The organism is Burkholderia sp. 22PA0099 (assembly GCF_047497165.1).
GTDB lineage: Bacteria > Pseudomonadota > Gammaproteobacteria > Burkholderiales > Burkholderiaceae > Burkholderia.
Genome location: NZ_CP163165.1, coordinates 3,145,561 through 3,164,113, shown reverse-complemented (window position 1 = coordinate 3,164,113; position 18,553 = coordinate 3,145,561). Strand labels below are relative to the sequence as shown.

The window sequence follows — 18,553 nt, the reverse complement described above, 5'->3', positions numbered from 1 at the left end:
TGAAACGCCGCGCGGCCGCTTCGTGCATCACGAGCATCGCCGCGCGGCACGAAGGAGAGACAGCTTGAACCACACAGTCCTGCCGGGCGACAGCCTTCCGCTCACCGCCGCGCAACGCGAAATCTGGTTCGATCAGGCCGTGCATGGCGACGCGCCGGTCTACAAGATCGGCGGCTACACGCATATCGCGGGGCCGGTGGAGGTGGACCGGTTCGAGCGCGCGGTGAACCTGCTGGTGGCCCGGCACGACGCGCTGCGGCTCGTGCCGGTGACGGGGGCGCAGGCGAGTGCGGGGGCGGGTGAATCCGGCGGTGAATCCGGTGACGATGCCGACGGCGTGCCGCGCCAGGTGATCGCGCCGGTCATGACGGTGCGGGTGCCGCTGCACGATTTTTCCGGCGAGGCCGACCCGGCCGGCGCCGCGCGCGACTGGGCGCGGCAGTGTCTGGCCGAGCCGTTTCCGCTCGACGGCGGCGCGCCGCTGTTCCGCTTCGCGCTGGCGAAGATCAACGACGCGCGCTTCCTGTTCACGCTGAATTTCCATCACCTGATCGTCGATGGCTGGGCGATCGGCCTGCTGGTGGATTCGCTCGCGCGCATCTACACGGCGCTGTCGAACGGCGAGTCGCCCGATCTCGATGCGCCCTCGTATGCCGAGTTCGTCGAGCAGGACCGCGCGTTGCGCGACTCGCCGCAATTCGAGCGGCACCGCGCGTACTGGCTCGACAAGTACCGCACCACGCCCGATCCGCTGTTCGCACCGCGTTTTCGTGAGCGCTACGCGGGCGGCGTCGCGCCGGCCGGGCATCATGCGCTGTGCCTGCCGCGCGCGTTCTACGCGCGGATCGAGGGCTTCGCGCGCGAGCACGCGTCCACGCCGTTCCACGTGATGCTGGGGCTGCTGACCGTGTATTTCGCGCGTACCGCGCAGCGCGACGATCTGGCGATCGGGCTGCCGATCCTGAACCGCTCGAACGCGCGGATGCGGCAGACGGCCGGCATGTTCACCGGCGTGAGCGCGGTGCGGCTGCGGTTCGATCCGGCGCTGCGCTTCGACGCGCTGCTGAAGGCGATCGCGCAGACGCTGAAGCAGGACTATCGCCACCAGCGCTTTCCGATCAGCGAACTGAATCGCGCGCTCGGCTTGTTGCAGGCGCAACGGGCCCAGGTGTTCGACATCTCGGTGTCGTACGAGCGCGACGATTACGACATGCGCTTCGGCGACGCGCCGGCGCAGGTTCACATGTTCTCGAACGGGCATGAGCAGTTGCCGCTGGCGCTGCATATCCGCGAGAACCGCTTCGATGAGAACGCATGGGTGCATTTCATGTACAACCGCGCGTATTTCGAGGATGCCGACATCGAGGCGGTGGGCGCGCGTTTCTCGCATCTGCTTGAGCAGGTGCTGGAGGACGGGAGCATTCCGGTGGCGGCGCTGCAATTGCCGACGCCGGACGAGGTCGGGCAATTGGCGGCGTGGAACGACGCAGCGCAGCGGGCGGCGTTTGCGCAGGACGCGCCGATTCACCGCTTGTTCGAGGCGCGGGTGGTGCAGCGGCCCGAGGCGGTGGCGGTCGAATTCGGGGCGCAACGGCTGACCTATGCGGAGTTGAACGCGCGTGCAAACCGGCTCGCGCATGCGCTGATCGCGCAGGGCGTGCGGGTGGATGATCGCGTGGCGATCTGCGTGGAGCGCGGGCTGGGGATGCTGGTGGGGATTCTCGGCGTGCTGAAGGCGGGGGCGGGGTATGTGCCGCTCGATCCGGCCTATCCGGCCGATCGGCTCGCGTACACGCTGCGCGACAGCGCGCCGGTGGCGGTGCTGGTGCAGGCCGATACGCGCGACGTGCTGGTGGAAGTGGAAGCGCCGGTCATCGATATCGATGTGGCGACGGCGGAAGGTTCGATCGACAACCCGGATGTGGCCGGTTTAAGCGCGGATAGCCTTGCCTATGTGATCTACACGTCGGGTTCGACCGGTCAGCCGAAGGGCGTGATGATCGAGCATCGCAACGTCACGCGGCTGTTCTCGGCGACCGATGCGTGGTACGGGTTCGATCACACCGATACCTGGGCGTTGTTCCATTCATTCGCCTTCGACTTTTCGGTGTGGGAAATCTGGGGTGCGCTGCTTCACGGCGGGCGTCTGGTGGTGGTGCCGAAGCTGGTCAGCCGTTCGCCGCAGGAATGCCATGCGCTGCTGTGCGAAGCGGGCGTGACGGTGCTCAATCAGACGCCGAGTGCGTTCCGTCAATTGATTGCGGCACAGGCGGAAAGCGGGCAGACGCATCGGCTTCGTTACGTCGTGTTCGGCGGCGAGGCGCTGGAAGTGGGCATGCTGCGCCCGTGGTACGACGACGCGCGCAATACGGCCTGCCAGCTTGTGAACATGTACGGCATTACCGAAACCACGGTGCACGTAACGTACTGGCCGCTGCAGGCGAACGGCGGCGGCACGCCCGCGAGCATCGGGCGACCGATTCCGGATCTGTCCGCGTACGTAGTGGACGCAAACCTGAACCCGATGCCGATCGGCGTGCCGGGCGAGCTGTGCATCGGCGGTGCGGGCGTCGCGCGTGGCTACCTGAATCAGCCGGAACTGACGGCGAAGCGCTTCATCCGCAATCCGTTCGGCACGAGCGAACACGATCGTCTGTACCGCACGGGCGATCTCGCGCGATTCCTGCCCGATGGCACGCTGGAATACCTCGGCCGGATCGACACGCAGGTGAAGATTCGCGGCTTCCGGATCGAACTGGGTGAAATCGAATCGGCGTTGTCGGCGCTGGATGGCGTGCGCGAAGCGCTGGTCATCGCGCGCGAAGACGAACCGGGCGACAAGCGGCTGGTGGCCTACTACGTCATCGATCCGGACCAGACGAAAGCTGACAGCACCACGTTGCGTACCGGCTTGAGCCGCACGCTCCCGGACTTCATGTTGCCGTCCGCGCTCGTCGCATTGGAGCGGTTCCCGCTGACGGCGAACGGCAAGGTGGATCGCGCCGCGCTGCCGAAGCCGGCGCAATCGGTCGATACGCGGCATTACGTGGCGCCGCGCACCTCGATCGAGGAACGTCTTGCGGCGATCTGGGCGCAGGTGCTGCGTCTGGACCAGGTCGGCATCCACGACAACTTCTTTGCGGCCGGCGGCGATTCGATCCGCGCGGTATCGGTGCTGTCGAAGGCCAAGGCACAAGGGCTCGATTTCGCGCTGGTGGACCTGTTCACACAACAGACGATCGCGAACCTCGCGCAAGCGCTGTCGACCGACGACGTGAGCGCCTCGCATGCCAGCGACGCACTCGCGCTTTCCGAAGCCGATCGTGCGCGCCTGCCAGCCGGCATTGAGGATGCCTATCCGTTGACCTTCCTGCAACGCGGGATGGTGTATCACAATCAGCAGGCATCGGAAAACGCGGCGCTCTATCACGACGTGTTCAGCTATCACTTCGACGTGCCGGCCTGGAACGAAGCGGCCTTCCGCGCCGCGCTCGCGGCGCTGGTGACGCGCCATCCGGTGCTGCGCACGGCGTTCGATTTCGATCGTTTCGATGAGCCGCTGCAACTCGTGCATGCCACGGGCGAGGTGCCGCTCACGGTGATCGACCAATCCGCGCTCGAACCGGCGCAGCAGGACGCCGCGATCGACGCCTTCATCGAGGCCGAGCGCAAGACGCGCGTGGCGCTCGACGTCGCGCCATTGTTGCGCGTGTTCGTGCATGTGCGGGGCGAGCGCGAGATCCAGTACACGCCGAGCTTCCATCACGCAATCCTCGATGGCTGGAGCGTGGCGTCGCTGAACACCGAACTGTTCGACACTTACCTGTCGCTGCTGGCGGCCGAGCCGGGCCAGTTGCGCGCGGCTGCGCCGCTGCTGGCGCGCACGCCGCGCAGCGCGGTAGAGGCCGAGCGCAGCGCACTGGCCTCGCCGCAACATCGCGAATTCTGGCGGCGTTATCTGTCCGGCTATTCGTTCAGCGGCCTGCCGCCCGCCGAGGCGGGCGCAGGCCCCGATGCGGTGCGCCCGGAACTGAGCGTGGTGGTGAGCGAGGCGCTGCGCGGGAAGCTGCGGGGCGTGGCGAACGCGCTCGGCGTGCCGATGCGCAGCGTGCTGCTCGCGGCGCACTTGCGCGTGCTCGCGATGATCTCGGGCAAGACCGACGTGACCAGCGGCCTGGTGTCGAACGTGCGTCAGGAACAGGACGACGGCGAGAAGGTGCTGGGCCTGTTCCTGAACACGCTTCCGGTGCGGCTCGACGTGGTGGCGTCGAGCTGGGCCGAACTGATCCGCAGCACGTTCCGCAGCGAACTCGAGGTGATCCGCCACCGCCACTATCCGTATTTCCAGCTTCAACTCGACAACGATCGCGCGGCGCTGTACGAGGTGGCGTTCAACTACGTGAACTTCCACGTCTACGAATCGCTGGCCCGCAACGAAGGCTTTGCGCTGCGCCGTTGGCACGGCTTCGAGGCGACCAATTTCGGTCTGCTGGTGAATTTCGCCGACATGGCGGACGGGCTCACGGTGGACGTGAAGATCGACCCGACGCGGCTGTCGCGCGAGCAGGGCGAGCGTGCGCTCGGTTACTACCTCGCGGCGCTCGATGCGATCGCGGCCGATGTGGAGGCCGCGCATGAGCGGGCGGATCTGCTGTCGGCGGCTGAGCGGCGGCAAGTGGTGGAGGCGTGGAATGCGGATGCGCGCGAGGCGGCGTTCGAGCAGGACGCGCCGATTCATCGCTTGTTCGAGGCGCGGGTGGCGGAGCGGCCCGAGGCGGTGGCGGTCGAATTCGGGGCGCAGCGGCTGACTTACGCGGAGTTGAATGCGCGTGCGAACCGGCTCGCGCATGCGCTGATCGCGCAGGGCGTGCGGGTGGATGATCGCGTGGCGATCTGCGTGGAGCGCGGGCTGGGGATGCTGGTGGGGATTCTCGGCGTGCTGAAGGCGGGGGCGGGATATGTGCCGCTCGATCCGGCTTATCCGGCGGATCGACTCGCGTACACGCTGCGCGACAGCGCGCCGGTGGCAGTGCTGGTGCAGGCCGATACGAGCGACGTGCTGGTGGAAGTGGAAGCGCCGGTCATCGATATCGATGTGGCGACGGCGGAAGGTTCGATCGACAACCCGGATGTGGCCGGTTTAAGCGCGGATAGCCTTGCCTATGTGATCTACACGTCGGGTTCGACCGGTCAGCCGAAGGGCGTGATGATCGAGCATCGCAACGTCACGCGGTTGTTCTCGGCGACGGATGCCTGGTACGGGTTCGATCACACCGATACCTGGGCGCTGTTCCACTCGTTCGCCTTCGACTTTTCGGTGTGGGAAATCTGGGGTGCGCTGCTGCACGGTGGACGCTTGGTGGTGGTGCCGAAGCTGGTCAGCCGTTCGCCGCAGGAATGCTATGCATTGCTTTGCGAAGCGGGCGTGACGGTGCTCAATCAGACGCCGAGTGCGTTCCGTCAATTGATTGCGGCACAGGCGGAAAGCGGGCAGACGCATCGGCTCCGCTATGTCGTGTTTGGCGGCGAGGCGCTGGAAGTGGGCATGCTGCGTCCGTGGTACGACGACGCGCGCAATACGGCCTGCCAACTTGTGAACATGTACGGCATCACCGAAACCACGGTGCACGTAACGTACTGGCCGCTGCAGGCGAACGGCGGCGGCACGCCCGCGAGCATCGGGCGGCCGATTCCGGATTTGTCCGCGTATGTGGTGGACGCGAACCTGAACCCGATGCCGATCGGCGTGCCGGGCGAGCTGTGCATCGGCGGTGCGGGCGTTGCGCGTGGCTACCTGAATCAGCCGGAGTTGACGGCGAAGCGCTTCGTCCGCAATCCGTTCGGTACGAGCGAACACGATCGTCTGTATCGCACGGGCGATCTCGCGCGATTCCTGCCGGACGGCACGCTGGAATACCTCGGCCGGATCGACACGCAGGTGAAGATTCGCGGCTTCCGGATCGAACTGGGTGAAATCGAATCGGCGTTGTCGGCGCTGGATGGCGTGCGCGAAGCGCTGGTCACCGCGCGCGAAGACGAACCGGGCGAGAAACGGCTGGTGGCCTACTACGTCATCGATCCGGACCAAGCGCAAACCGACAGTGCCACGTTGCGTACCGGCCTGAGCCGGACGCTCCCGGACTTCATGCTGCCGTCCGCGTTCGTCGCATTGGAGCGATTCCCGCTGACGGCAAACGGCAAGGTGGATCGAGCCGCGCTGCCGAAGCCGGCGCAATCGGTCGATACACGGCATTACGTGGCGCCCCGCACCTCGATCGAGGAACGTCTTGCGGCGATCTGGGCGCAGGTGCTGCGTCTGGACCAGGTCGGCATCCACGACAACTTCTTTGCGGCCGGCGGCGATTCGATCCGCGCGGTATCGGTGCTGTCGAAGGCCAAGGCACAGGGGCTCGATTTCGCGCTGGTGGACCTGTTCACACAGCAGACGATCGCCAACCTCGCGCAAGCGCTCTCGACCGACGACGCGAGCGCCTCGCACGCCAGCGACGCGCTCGCACTCAGCGAAGCGGATCGTGCGCGTCTGCCAGCCGGCATTGAGGATGCCTATCCGTTGACCTTCCTGCAGCGCGGGATGGTGTATCACAACGAACAGGCGGCCGACGATGCGTCCGTCTACCACGACGTATTCAGCTATCGCTTCGGCGTGCCGGCCTGGAACGAAGCGGCCTTCCGCGCCGCGCTCGCGGCGCTGGCGGCGCGCCATCCGGTGCTGCGCACGGCCTTCGATTTCGAGCGCTTCAGCGAGCCGATGCAACTGGTGTTCGCCACCGGCGAGGTGCCGCTCGCCACGATCGATCTCGGCATGCACGACGAAGCGGAGCAGGAACGCCGCATCGTCGAATTCGTGGAAGCCGAGCGCAAGACGCGCGTGGCGCTCGACGTCGCGCCATTGCTGCGCGTGTTCGTGCATGTGCGGGGCGAGCGCGAGATCCAGTACACGCCGAGCTTCCATCACGCGATCCTCGACGGCTGGAGCGTGGCGTCGCTGAACACCGAGTTGTTCGACACCTACCTGTCGCTGCTGGCGGCCGAACCGGCCTCGTTGCGCGCTGCGCCGCCGCTGGCACGCACGCCGCGCAGCGCGGTAGAGGCCGAGCGCAGCGCGTTGGCCTCGCCGCAGCATCGCGAATTCTGGCGCCGCTATCTGTCCGGCTACACGTTCAGCGCCTTGCCGCCGGCCGAGCCGGAGGGCGATCCGTCCGCGCCGAAGCCGCCGCTGATCGCCACGATCGACGAACCGGTGCGCGAGCGCCTGCGGGGCGTGGCCAATGCGCTCGGGGTGCCGATGCGCAGCGTGGTGCTTGCGGCGCACCTGCGCGTGCTGGCGATGATTGCGGGCAAGACCGACGTGACCAGCGGCCTGGTGTCGAACGTGCGCCAGGAGCAGGACGACGGCGAGAAGGTGCTGGGCCTGTTCCTGAACACGCTGCCGATGCGGCTCGACCTCGTGGCTTCCAGTTGGGCCGAACTGATCCGCAGCACGTTCCGCAGCGAACTCGAGGTGATTCGCCACCGCCACTACCCGTATTTCCAGCTTCAACTCGACAACGACCGCGCGGCGCTGTACGAGGTGGTGTTCAACTACGTGAACTTCCATGTGTACGAGGCGCTCGAGCGCAACGTGGGCTTCGAGGCCCGCGGCGGCCACGGCTTCGAGGCGACCAACTTCGCGCTCGGCGTGAACGTATCGGACACGGCCGCCGCGCTCACGGTCGAGCTGAAGATCGACGGCGCGCGGCTTGCGCCGGCCCAGGGCGCGCGCATCCTCGGCTATTACGTGGCGGCGCTCGATGCGATCGCCGCCGATCCGCAGGCCGATCACGCTCACGCCAGCTTGCTGTCCGCCGCCGAGCGCGATCAGTTGCTGCGAACGTGGAACGACACGGACGTGCTGTTCCCGCGCGAGGCCTGCCTGCACGAGCTGGTCGAGGCGCGCGTGGCCGAACGTCCCCACGCGATCGCAGTGGAGGACGCGCACGAGCAACTGAGCTACGCCGAGCTGAACGCGCGCGCCAACCGTCTCGCGCACCGGCTGCGTGCGCTGGGCGTCGCGCCCGACGATCGGGTGGCGCTGTGCCTCGAACGCAATGCCTCGATCGTGGTGGCGATCCTGGCCGTGATGAAGGCCGGCGGCGCCTATGTGCCGCTCGATCCCGCCTATCCGGCCGAGCGGCTGGCCCACATGCTGGCCGACAGCGCGCCGGTGGCGGCGCTGACCGACAGCCGCTCGCGCGCGCGGCTCGCGGGCCTGCCCGACGCGGTGCCGGTGCTCGAACTCGACACGCTGGCCGCGCTGCGGGCGGACGACCCGGCCGGCAATGCGAACCTGCCCGCGCAGGCGGCCGGCCTGAACGCTCGCCACCTGGCCTACGTGATCTACACCTCGGGCTCCACCGGCACGCCGAAGGGCGTGATGGTCGAGCATCGCGGCCTGGTGAATCTCGCGCAGGCGCAGATCGCCTGCTTCGGCGTGCAGCCCGACAGCCGCGTGCTGCAATTCGCGTCGGCCAGCTTCGACGCGAGCATCGCCGAGATCGTGGTCGCGCTGTGCGCCGGCGCGGCCGTGCATGTGCCGCCCGACGCGATCCGTCACGACCGGGTCGCGTTGTGGCGCTATCTCGACGCGCACGCGATCACCCACGCCACCTTGCCGCCCGCGCTGCTGCAGGACGGCGAGGGCCTGCCCGCGATCGACGCGCGGCCCACGCTGGTGCTGGCCGGCGAGGCGCCCGGCGCGGCGCTGTTCCGCGCGCTGGCGGCCCGGGCGGTGCTGTTCAACGGCTACGGCCCGACCGAGAACACCGTGTGCGCGACCGTCTGGCCGTGCCCGCCCGACTTCGACGGCGACACGCCGCCGATCGGCCGCCCGGTGGGCAACGTGCGGCTCTATCTGCTCGACGCGCACGGTCAGCCGGCGCCGCTCGGCACCGAGGGCGAGCTGTATGTGGGCGGCGTGGGCGTGGCGCGCGGCTATCTGAACCGCCCCGAGTTGAGCGCGCAGCGCTTCCTGGCCGATCCGTTCCACGATGCGCCGGGCGCACGCATGTACCGCACCGGCGATCTCGCGCGCTACCGGGCCGACGGCTCGCTGGTGTTCCTCGGCCGCAACGACGATCAGGTGAAGATCCGCGGCTTCCGCATCGAGCTTGGGGAGATCGAGGCGCGGCTGGCCGAGCTCGACGACGTGCACGCGGTGGCGGTGATCGTGCGCGAGGACACGCCCGGCGATCGCCGCCTGGTGGCCTATTACGCCGGCCCGGCCAGTGTGGACGCGCTGCGCACGCACGCGGCGGACCGGCTGCCGCGCCACATGGTGCCGGCCGCCTGGGTGGCGCTCGACGCGCTGCCGCTCACCGTGAACGGCAAGCTCGATCGCCGCGCGCTGCCGACGCCGGACGACTCCGCCTACGGCCGCCGCGACTACGCGGCGCCACAGGGCGAGGCCGAACGCGCGCTGGCCGCCGCCTGGGCGGAAGTGCTCGGCGTGGCCGAGGTGAGCCGCCACGACAACTTTTTCGAGCTGGGCGGCCATTCGCTGCTGGCGGTACGGCTGGTCGGCCGGCTGCGCGAGGCCGGGCTCGATACCGACATCCCGGCGCTGTTCGGCGCGCCCACGCTGGCCGATCTGGCCGCCACGCTGCGCGTGGCTGCCGAGTTCGAGATTGCGCCGAACCGGATTCCGGCCGACGCGAGCCGGCTCGATCCGTCGATGCTGAGCCTCGTGGACCTGACGCAGCGCGAGATCGACGCGATCGTGGCCGGCGTGCCGGGCGGCGCGGCGAACGTGCAGGACATCTATCCGCTCGCGCCGTTGCAGGAAGGCATGCTGTATCACCATCTGGCGCAGACCGTGGGCGACGCCTACCTGTCGCGCGTGCGCTTCGGCTTCGAGACGCGCGAGCATCTGCTGCGCTTCGCGGGCGCGTTGCAGGCCGCGGTGACGCGTCACGACGTGCTGCGCACCGGCATCGCCTGGGAAGGCCTGCGCGAGCCGGTGCAGGTGGTGCGGCGCGCGGCGACGCTGTCGGTCGAGGAAGTGGTGGATCTTGACCCGGCTGCCGACATCGGCGAGCAGTTGCAACAGCGCCACGATCCGCGCCATTACCGCCTCGACCTGCGCCATGCGCCGCCGATGGCGGTGCGCTATGCGCACGATCCGGCCAACGGCAACTGGGTGCTGCTGCTGCTCACGCATCACATCGCGCTCGATCACACCGACATCGCGATCCTGCTGCGCGAGGTGGCGGCCTGGCTCGACGGCAGCTGGCACGCGCTGCCGCCGCCGCCGCCGTTCCGCGACCACGTGGCCCGCTCGCGGCTGGCCGGGCGCGGCCCGGCCAGCGAGGCGTTTTTCCGCGAGATGCTCGGCGACATCGACGAGCCCACGCTGCCTTACGGCCTCGCCAACGTGGACGGCGAAACCGACGCGAACGGCGAACGCACGCCGGTGCGCACCGCCGCCGTGGAACTGGCGCCCGAGCTGGCCGCGCGGCTGCGCGAGCAGGCTCGCCAACTGGGCGTGAGCGTGGCGAGCCTGTTCCACCTCGCCTGGGGGCACGTGATCGGCAAGCTGTCCGGCCGCGAGGACGTGGTGTTCGGCACCGTGCTGCTCGGCCGCTGGCAGGGCGGCACGCGCGCCGAGCAGGTCATGGGGCTGTTCATCAACACGCTGCCGGTGCGCGTGGAGGCGGGCGCCGCCGGCGTGCGCGACGCGGCGCTGCGCACCCATCGCCGGCTGGCCGACCTGATGGGCCACGAACACGCATCGTTGGCGTTCGCGCAGCGCTGCAGCGGCGTGGCCGCGCCCGCGCCGCTGTTCAGCGCGCTGCTGAACTTCCGCCACAGCGCGGACGGCACCGTGATCGACGGCGGCGCGATTCCGGGCTGGCAGGGCATCGACGTGGTCGACGGCGAGGAACGCACCCATTACCCGTGCGCACTGAGCGTGGACGATCTGGGCGAGGGCTTCCGCCTGACCGCGCAACTCGTCGCGCCGCACGACGCGGCGCGCGTGTGCGCCTATCTGGCGCGCAGCGTGGCCAGCCTGGTCGCCGCGCTCGACGACGCGCCGGCCACGCCGGTGCGCGAGCTGGCCTGGCTGCCCGAGGCGGAACGCCGGGAGCTGATCGAAGGCTGGAACGCGACCGACGCGGCGTGCCCGTTCGATACCGGCGTGCACACGCTGTTCGAGCAGCAGGCGGCGCGCACGCCGCACGCGCAGGCGCTGGCCGACGGCGCGCGCACGCTCGATTACGCCGGGCTCGACGCGCGCGCCAACCGGCTCGCGCGCCGGCTCGCCGCGCTCGGCGTGGCGCCGGGCGAGCGCGTGGCGATCCTGCTCGACCGCTCGATCGAGCTGGTGGTGGCGGAGCTGGCCGTGCTGAAGTGCGGCGCGGTGTACGTGCCGCTCGACCGCAACGCGCCGGCCGATCGGCAGGCCTTCATGCTGGCCGATTGCGGCGCGCGCTGCCTGCTGACGCTGGGTGGTCAGGCGGTGCCCGACGTGCCGCAGGTGCGGCGCGTCGATCTGGACGCTTCATCGGCCGGGTACGAAGGCGAGCACGACAGCGCGCACGACAGCGTGCACGACAGCACACCGGCCCCGTCGCATCCGGGCGGTGGCGATCGTCCGGCCTACATCATGTACACCTCGGGATCGACCGGCACGCCGAAGGGCGTGATCATCGCGCATCGCGGCATCGCGCGGCTGGTGATCCACAACGGCTATGCGGAATTCGACGCGCGCGACCGCATCGCCTTCACCTCGAACCCGGCCTTCGACGCCAGCACGATGGAAGTGTGGAACGCGTTGCTGCACGGCGCGTGCCTCGTGATCGTGCCGCACGACGACCTGCTGCAGGCGCCGCGCCTCGCCGCGCTGCTCACGCGCGAGCGCGTGAGCGTGCTGCACCTGGTGGCGGGCCTCCTCAGCGCCTACGCCGACGCGCTCGCGCCGGTGTTCCCGGCGCTGCGCTACCTGCTCACCGGCGGCGACGCGGCCGACGTGCGGGCGGTGCGCCGCATCATGGAGCACGCCGCCCCGCAGCATCTGGTGCACTGCTACGGCCCGACCGAATCGACCACCTTCGCCACCACCTACCTGCTGCGCGCCGGGGCACCCGCGCCCGAGCGGCTGCCGATCGGCCGGCCGATCGCGAACACGCGCGTGTATCTGCTCGATGCGCACGGCGAACCGGTGCCGGCCGGCGTGCCGGGCGAGCTGTACGTGGGCGGCCAGGGCGTGGCGCTCGGCTATCTGAACCTCGACGCGCTGACGGCGGAGCGCTTCGTGCGCGACCCGTTCTCGGCCGAGGCCGATGCCGACGCTCGCCTGTACCGCACCGGCGACCTGGCGCGCTACCTGCCCGACGGCAACATCGAATACCTGGGCCGCAACGACAGCCAGGTGAAGATCCGCGGCTTCCGCGTGGAGCCGGGCGAGATCGAGGCGCGGCTCGCCGCCTACGGCCTGCGCGACGCGGTGGTGATCGCCCGCGAGGATGCGCCGGGCGAGAAGCGGCTGGTGGCGTATCACCTGGCCGCCGACACCGATGCGCCGTGCGACGTCGAGGCGCTGCGCGCCTACCTGCGCGACAGCTTGCCCGACTACATGGTGCCGTCGGCCTACGTGGCGCTCGCCGCGCTGCCGCTGACCGCCAACGGCAAGCTCGACCGCCGCGCGCTGCCCGCGCCCGACACGGCCGCGTTCGGCGGGCGCGACTATGCCGCGCCCCAGGGCGAGGTGGAAGCGATGCTGGCCGCCATGTGGTGCGAACTGCTCGGCGTGGCGCAAGTGGGCCGCCATGACGATTTCTTCGCGCTCGGCGGGCATTCGCTGCTGGCCGTGCGCGTGATCGGCCGGCTGCGCGAGCGCTTCGGCGAGGCGGCCACGCTCGGCGCGCTGTTCGAGGCGCCGGGCCTGGCCGCGTTTGCGGCGCGCCTGGGCGAGGGCGCGAAATCGGGCACGACATCGAGCGCGGCATCGGGCGGCGATGGGCGTGCCGTTGCCGCCGCGCGGTTCGCGCCGTCGGCATCCGCCGCCCGCCGCGCGGCCGGCGCGACGTTTCCGCTGTCGTACGTGCAGGAGCGGCTGTGGCTGATCCAGCAGCGCGACGGTGGCCGCGCCTACAACATGAACGGCGCGCTGGTGTTCGACGGGCCGCTCGCGCCGGCGTCGCTGCAGGCCGCGTTCGACGCGCTGGTGGCGCGCCACGAGACGCTGCGCACGCGTTTCGACATCGCGCCCGGCGCCGACTTGCCGGCGCAGTTCGTCGATGCGCCGTACGCGGTGGCGCTGCCGGTGCACGAGATCGGCGAGGCCGCGCTGGCCGCCGCGCTCGATCGCCATGCCGGCATCGAGTTCGACCTGCAGCGCGGCCCGCTGCTCGACGTGCGCGTGCTGCGGCTCGCGCCGCAGCGGCATGTGGTGTCGATCGTGATGCATCACATCGTGTCGGACGGCTGGTCGCTCGGCGTGTTCGTGCACGATCTGCGCGCGCTGTACCTGGCCGACCGCGCGGCGCGATCCGGCGCGGCCCCGGCCGATGCAAGGGGAGAGACAAGGAGCGAGGCACTTGCGCCGCTGGCCGCGCACTATGCCGATTACGCCTGCTGGCAGCGCGAGCAGGATCTCGGCGCGCATCTCGCGTACTGGCGCGCGGCGCTCGACGGCCATCGCGAGCCGCTCGATCTCGCCGTGCCCGGCACGCCGGCCGACGCGGCGCACGGCCCGGCCGGCGTGCTGCGCCGCACGCTGCCGCCGGCGCTGGCCGCGCGGCTCGCGCAACTGGGCCGGCAGCGCGGCGTGAGCCTGTTCACGCTGTTCCTGGTGGCGCTCGCGGTGCTCCATCATCGCCAGAGCGGGCGCGAGGACCTCTGCATCGGCACCACCACGGCCGGCCGCGACGACCCGCTGCTCGAACCGCTGGTGGGCTTCTTCATCAACATCCTGCCGCTGCGGCTCGACCTGTCCGGCGAGCCGGACGTGGCCGCGCTGCTGGCGCAGGCGGGCCGCCGCGTGCTGGACGCGCTCGAACATCAGGCGCTGCCGTTCGAGCACATGCTCGCGGCCGTGCCGGCGCTGCGCCAGCCGGACGGCCGCTCGCCGGTGCCGGTCATGCTGCGCCACCAGAACGTGCCGCCGGTGGCCACCGACGACTGGGGCGACGGCCTGCGCATGACGGTGCGGCAGGAAGTGGTGAACCGTCAGGCGCAGTCGGATCTCGACCTGGAAATATTCGGGGACGGCAACGGGCTCGAGCTGGTGGCGAACTTCGACAGCCTGCGTTTCGACGCCACCCAGATCGGCTTCATGCTGACCGTGCTGGAGGAACTGCTCGAACGCATCGCCGACGCGCCCGACGCGCCGCTGGCCGCGCTGCGCGCGCCGACGCCGGCCGAGCGCGCACGGGTGGCGGCGAGCAACGATACGTGGGCCGGCTTCGAGACGGCCGACGTGAACACGCTGTTTGCGCGGCAGGTGGCGTTGCGGCCCGACGCGCCGGCCTGCATCTACGAGGACGGGGAAGGCGGGGCAGGCGGCGCCAGCTTCGCCGAACTCGACGGCTTGGCCGATCGCATCGCCCACGCGCTGCGGCGCCGCGGCGTCGCGCCGGGCGCGCGCGTGGTGCTGCATTACCCGCGCTCGATCGATTTCGTCGCCGCGATCCTGGCCGTGTTCCGGCTGGGCGCGACCTACGTGCCGATCGATCCGGGCTATCCGGCCGCCTACGTGCGCCGCACGCTCGACGACGCGCAGCCGGCCGCGATCGTGACCACCGCCGCGCTCGCGCCGTCGTTCGCCGATGCCGGCTGCGCACTGTTGCGGCTCGACGTGCCGGCCGACCTGCGGGACGGCGACGCGGCGACGCCGGGCATGCCGGACCGCTTTTCGACCCGCTCTTCGGCCAGCTTCCCGGCCCACGCCACGCAGCCCGACGATTTGGCCTACATCGCCTACACGTCGGGCTCCACCGGCCAGCCGAAGGGCGTGATGGTGCCGCACCGGCAGGTGACGAACTGCCTGCAGGCGCTGTGGGCGCGTACGCCGTTCGCGCCCGGCGAGGTGGTGGCTCAGAAGACCTCGATGTCCTTCGTGCCGTCGATCAAGGAAATGCTGTCGGGGCTGCTCGCGGGCGCGCCGCAGGTGATCTTCGCCGACGCGCTGGTGAAGGATGCCCCGGCCTTCGCGGCCGCGCTCGAACGGCACCGCGTGACGCGCCTGAACCTGGTGCCCTCGCATCTCGCCGCACTGCTCGAACACGCGCCCCGGCTCGGCGCGCTGCGCCACGTCACGACCGCCGGCGAGCCGCTCGCGCGTCATCTGGCGGTGCGCTTCGCGGTGCGGCTGCCGAACGCGCGGCTGCACAACAACTACGGCTGCAGCGAGCTGAACGACATCACCTACAGCGAGGACCGCGCGCTGGCCGTGCATCACGCGGTCACGCCGGCCGGCCGGCCGATCGCCAACTGCCGCGTGCACCTGCTCGACGCACGGCTCGCGCCGGTGCCGATCGGCGCGGTGGGGCAGATCTACGTGGAAGGGGCGTCGGTGGGCCCCGGCTACTGGAATCGCCCGGATCTCACCGCCGAGCGTTTCGTGCGCCATCCGGAAACCGGCGCGACGCTGCTGCGTACCGGCGACATCGGCCAGTGGCTGGCCGACGGCCAGTTGCTGCACCTGGGCCGCGAGGATTTCCAGATCAAGGTGCGCGGCCAGCGCGTGGAGTTGCCGGCGGTGGAACTTGAACTCGGCGCGCATCCGGGCGTGGCGGCTGCCGCCGCGATCGGGCGCGAGCTCGGTGCGGCGTCCGGCGACGTGCAACTGGTGGCGTTCTACGTGCCGCGCGCCGGCGTGGAAGTGGATGCCGGCGGCCTGCATGCGTGGCTTTCCGAGCGGTTGCCGGGGCCGCTGGTGCCGAGCCGTTTCGTGGCGCTCGCGGCCTTGCCGGCGCTGCCGAACGGCAAGCTCGACCGGCTCGCGCTGCGCGCGATCGATCCCGCCACGGTGGAGGCGGCGGGCGCGCTCGGTGTGGGCCAGGGCCGGCACGTCGCGCCCGAGGGCGAACTGGAGACACTGCTCGCCGAGATCTGGCGCGACACGCTGGGGCTCGCGCGAGTGGGCCGCCACGACAATTTCTTCGCGATCGGCGGCCATTCGCTGATGGCGGCACAGGTGGCGGCGCGCGCCGGCGAGCGCACCGGCGTGAAGCTGTCGGTGCGCAGCATCTTCGACACGCGCACGGTGCACAAGCTCGCGTTGCTGATCGAGGCGGCGCGCTCGGCGCCGCGCGAATTCGCCGGCCGCCAGTCGAACGACGCGCGCGAGGCCTGGGTGGCGTTCCATGCCGACGGCGGCGAACGCCCGCTGTTCCTCACCCACACGCTGCAAGGCTATTCCTGGTACTTCGAGCACCTGGCCTCGCACATCGACGCGTCGATTCCTGTTTACGGGCTGCCGCCGCTCGCGCTCGGCGAGGCGCAACCCCGCACGCTGGAGGCGATCGCGGCGCGCTTCGTCGGCCTGATGCGCGAGATCCAGCCGCGCGGCCCGTATCGCGTGGCCGGCTGGTCGTTCGGCGGCCTGATCGCCTACGAGATCGCCACCCAGATGCTCGCGCAGGGCGAGGAGATCGAGTTCCTCGGCGTGTTCGACACCACGCTGCCGCCGAACCTGCTCGGCCAGGCCAGTCATGCCGATCATCTCGACGCACCGGCCGGCTTCGACGCGCAGCGCGTGGCGCTGGTCACGCTGTACGCGTTCGCGATGAACAACTTCACGGATTTCGATCCGTCCAGCATCGATTTCGAGGGCGCCGGCGACATCGACGCGCTGATCGACATGCTGGTGCGGGCGATCGAGGCGCGCCGCGAGGCGGGCCGGCCGCTCTGGCACCTGTCGTACGACACCGCGCGCGAGAACCGGCTGTTCCTCGAACGGCTGGTGGCGCACGGCGCGGCGATGGCCACCTGGCGGCCCCGCCGCGCGCCGGTGAAGCTGCACGTGTTCGCGGCCAGCGACGCGTCGCTCACGCCGCTCGAAGGCCACCACGCGCTGCCCGAGGCGCTCGGCTGGGAGGCCCTGATCGCGCGCGACGAGATCGAGGTGCTGCCCGTGCCGGGCAATCACGAAACCATCATCAAGCTGCATGCCGACGTGCTGGGCGAGGCGATCGGCGGCATCCTGAACCGCCGGCTCGCGTTGCTCGACGACGACGCGGCCGAACCCTATCGAGGAGAGACACGATGATCGCACGCGTGACGCGCGAGGCATTCACGAACGACGGCTGGCTGGCGCGCAACGAGCCCGTCATCATCACCGGCGCGCTCGAAGACTGGCGCATCGACGAGCGCTGGACGCCCGAGGCGCTGGCCAACATCGCGCAGACGCGCCGCATCACGCTGAGCACGGCCGGCGACGGCCAGTACCGGCTCAAGCCGTCGCACGACATCCGCCGCTCGAACGCGTTCGAGAACACCGAGGTGGAGTTCGGCGTGGCGGCGCGGCGCATGCTCGACGCCGATGCCGACGAGCATGTGTACGTGATGCAGCAGCCGATTCCGCAGATGCTGCCCGAACTGCTCGACAACCTGGTGGTGCCGGAATGGATCGCGTCGAGCCGGCCGATGATCAACCTGTGGTTCGGCCGGCGCACCTCCTCGCAACTGCATTTCGATTATTCGAACAACCTGTTCGCGCAGTTGTACGGCAGCAAGGAATTCGCGCTGTTCGCGCCGGACGAGACGCCGCGCCTGTATCCGTATCACCACGACGCGGCCACCGCGCACCTGTCCAACGTCGAGCCGGACCAGCCGGACCTGGCGGCGTATCCCGACTACGCGCACGCCGAGGCGATCCGCTTCACGATCCATGCCGGCGAGCTGCTGTACATGCCGGTGTTCTGGTGGCACCACGTGCGCGCGCCGGATGTATCGGTGTCGGTGAACTTCTGGTGGTATCCGTCGCTGGAGCAGATCCTCGGTGCGTCGAACGCCACGCGCGCGCTGCCGGGCTTCTATGCCGGCGACCGCCTCGCCGAGTTTCGGATGGGCTTCCTCGATCCGGCCGGGCTCGATTTCGCGGCGGCCAGCGCGCTGTTTCTCGAACGTGGCCGTAATTGGGGCGCGGGCCTGTTCGCGATCGCCGCGCTCGATGACTGGGGCCGACGTCATGCCGTGGGCGAGGCAGTTGGTGCAGCCGGCGCGGTCGAGGTGGCGGGTGTAGCCGACGCGGCCGGCGTGGCCGAGGCAACCGACGCAGTTGGTGTAGCCAACGCGCGCGCGCCCGGCAGCCGCCTGAGCCAGCTCGCCGAGGATCTGCAGCCGGTGCGCGCCGCGCTGCTGACCGATCCGGCGCTGTCGCCCGAGCGGCGCGCGGCGATCGTGGACAGCGCGGCGCTCTCGGCGCTGCTGGCCGAATCGCACGACGACGCGCGCATCGAGCCCGCGCGCGTCGAGGCGCTGCTCGACGCGCTGCGCGCCTGTGAGGGCGAGAGCGTGGGCGTGGGCAGTTCGCTCGCCGCCGCGTCATGAG

2 protein-coding genes are annotated in these 18,553 nt (G+C 70.2%); both read left to right on the top strand.

Features of this window, described 5'->3' with window-relative positions; genetic code table 11:
* The first annotated feature begins 64 nt into the window (after positions 1–64).
* Entirely contained in the window at positions 65–17,269 is a 17,205-nt protein-coding gene (locus AB4851_RS29445; RefSeq protein WP_414449902.1) for an amino acid adenylation domain-containing protein, read from the top strand.
* Positions 17,266–18,552 carry a cupin-like domain-containing protein gene (locus tag AB4851_RS29440; RefSeq protein ID WP_414449901.1) on the top strand — a complete coding sequence of 429 codons (1,287 nt, stop codon included), beginning with the start codon at positions 17,266–17,268 and terminating at the stop codon, positions 18,550–18,552. Before AB4851_RS29445 ends, AB4851_RS29440 begins: the two co-directional genes overlap by 4 nt.
* The last annotated feature ends 1 nt before the right edge of the window (position 18,553 follow it).

Excerpts from the sequence above, each read along its gene's own strand:
- AB4851_RS29440 (WP_414449901.1), top strand. The coding sequence starts at position 17,266 with ATGATCGCACGCGTGACGCGCGAGGCATTCACGAACGACGGCTGGCTG.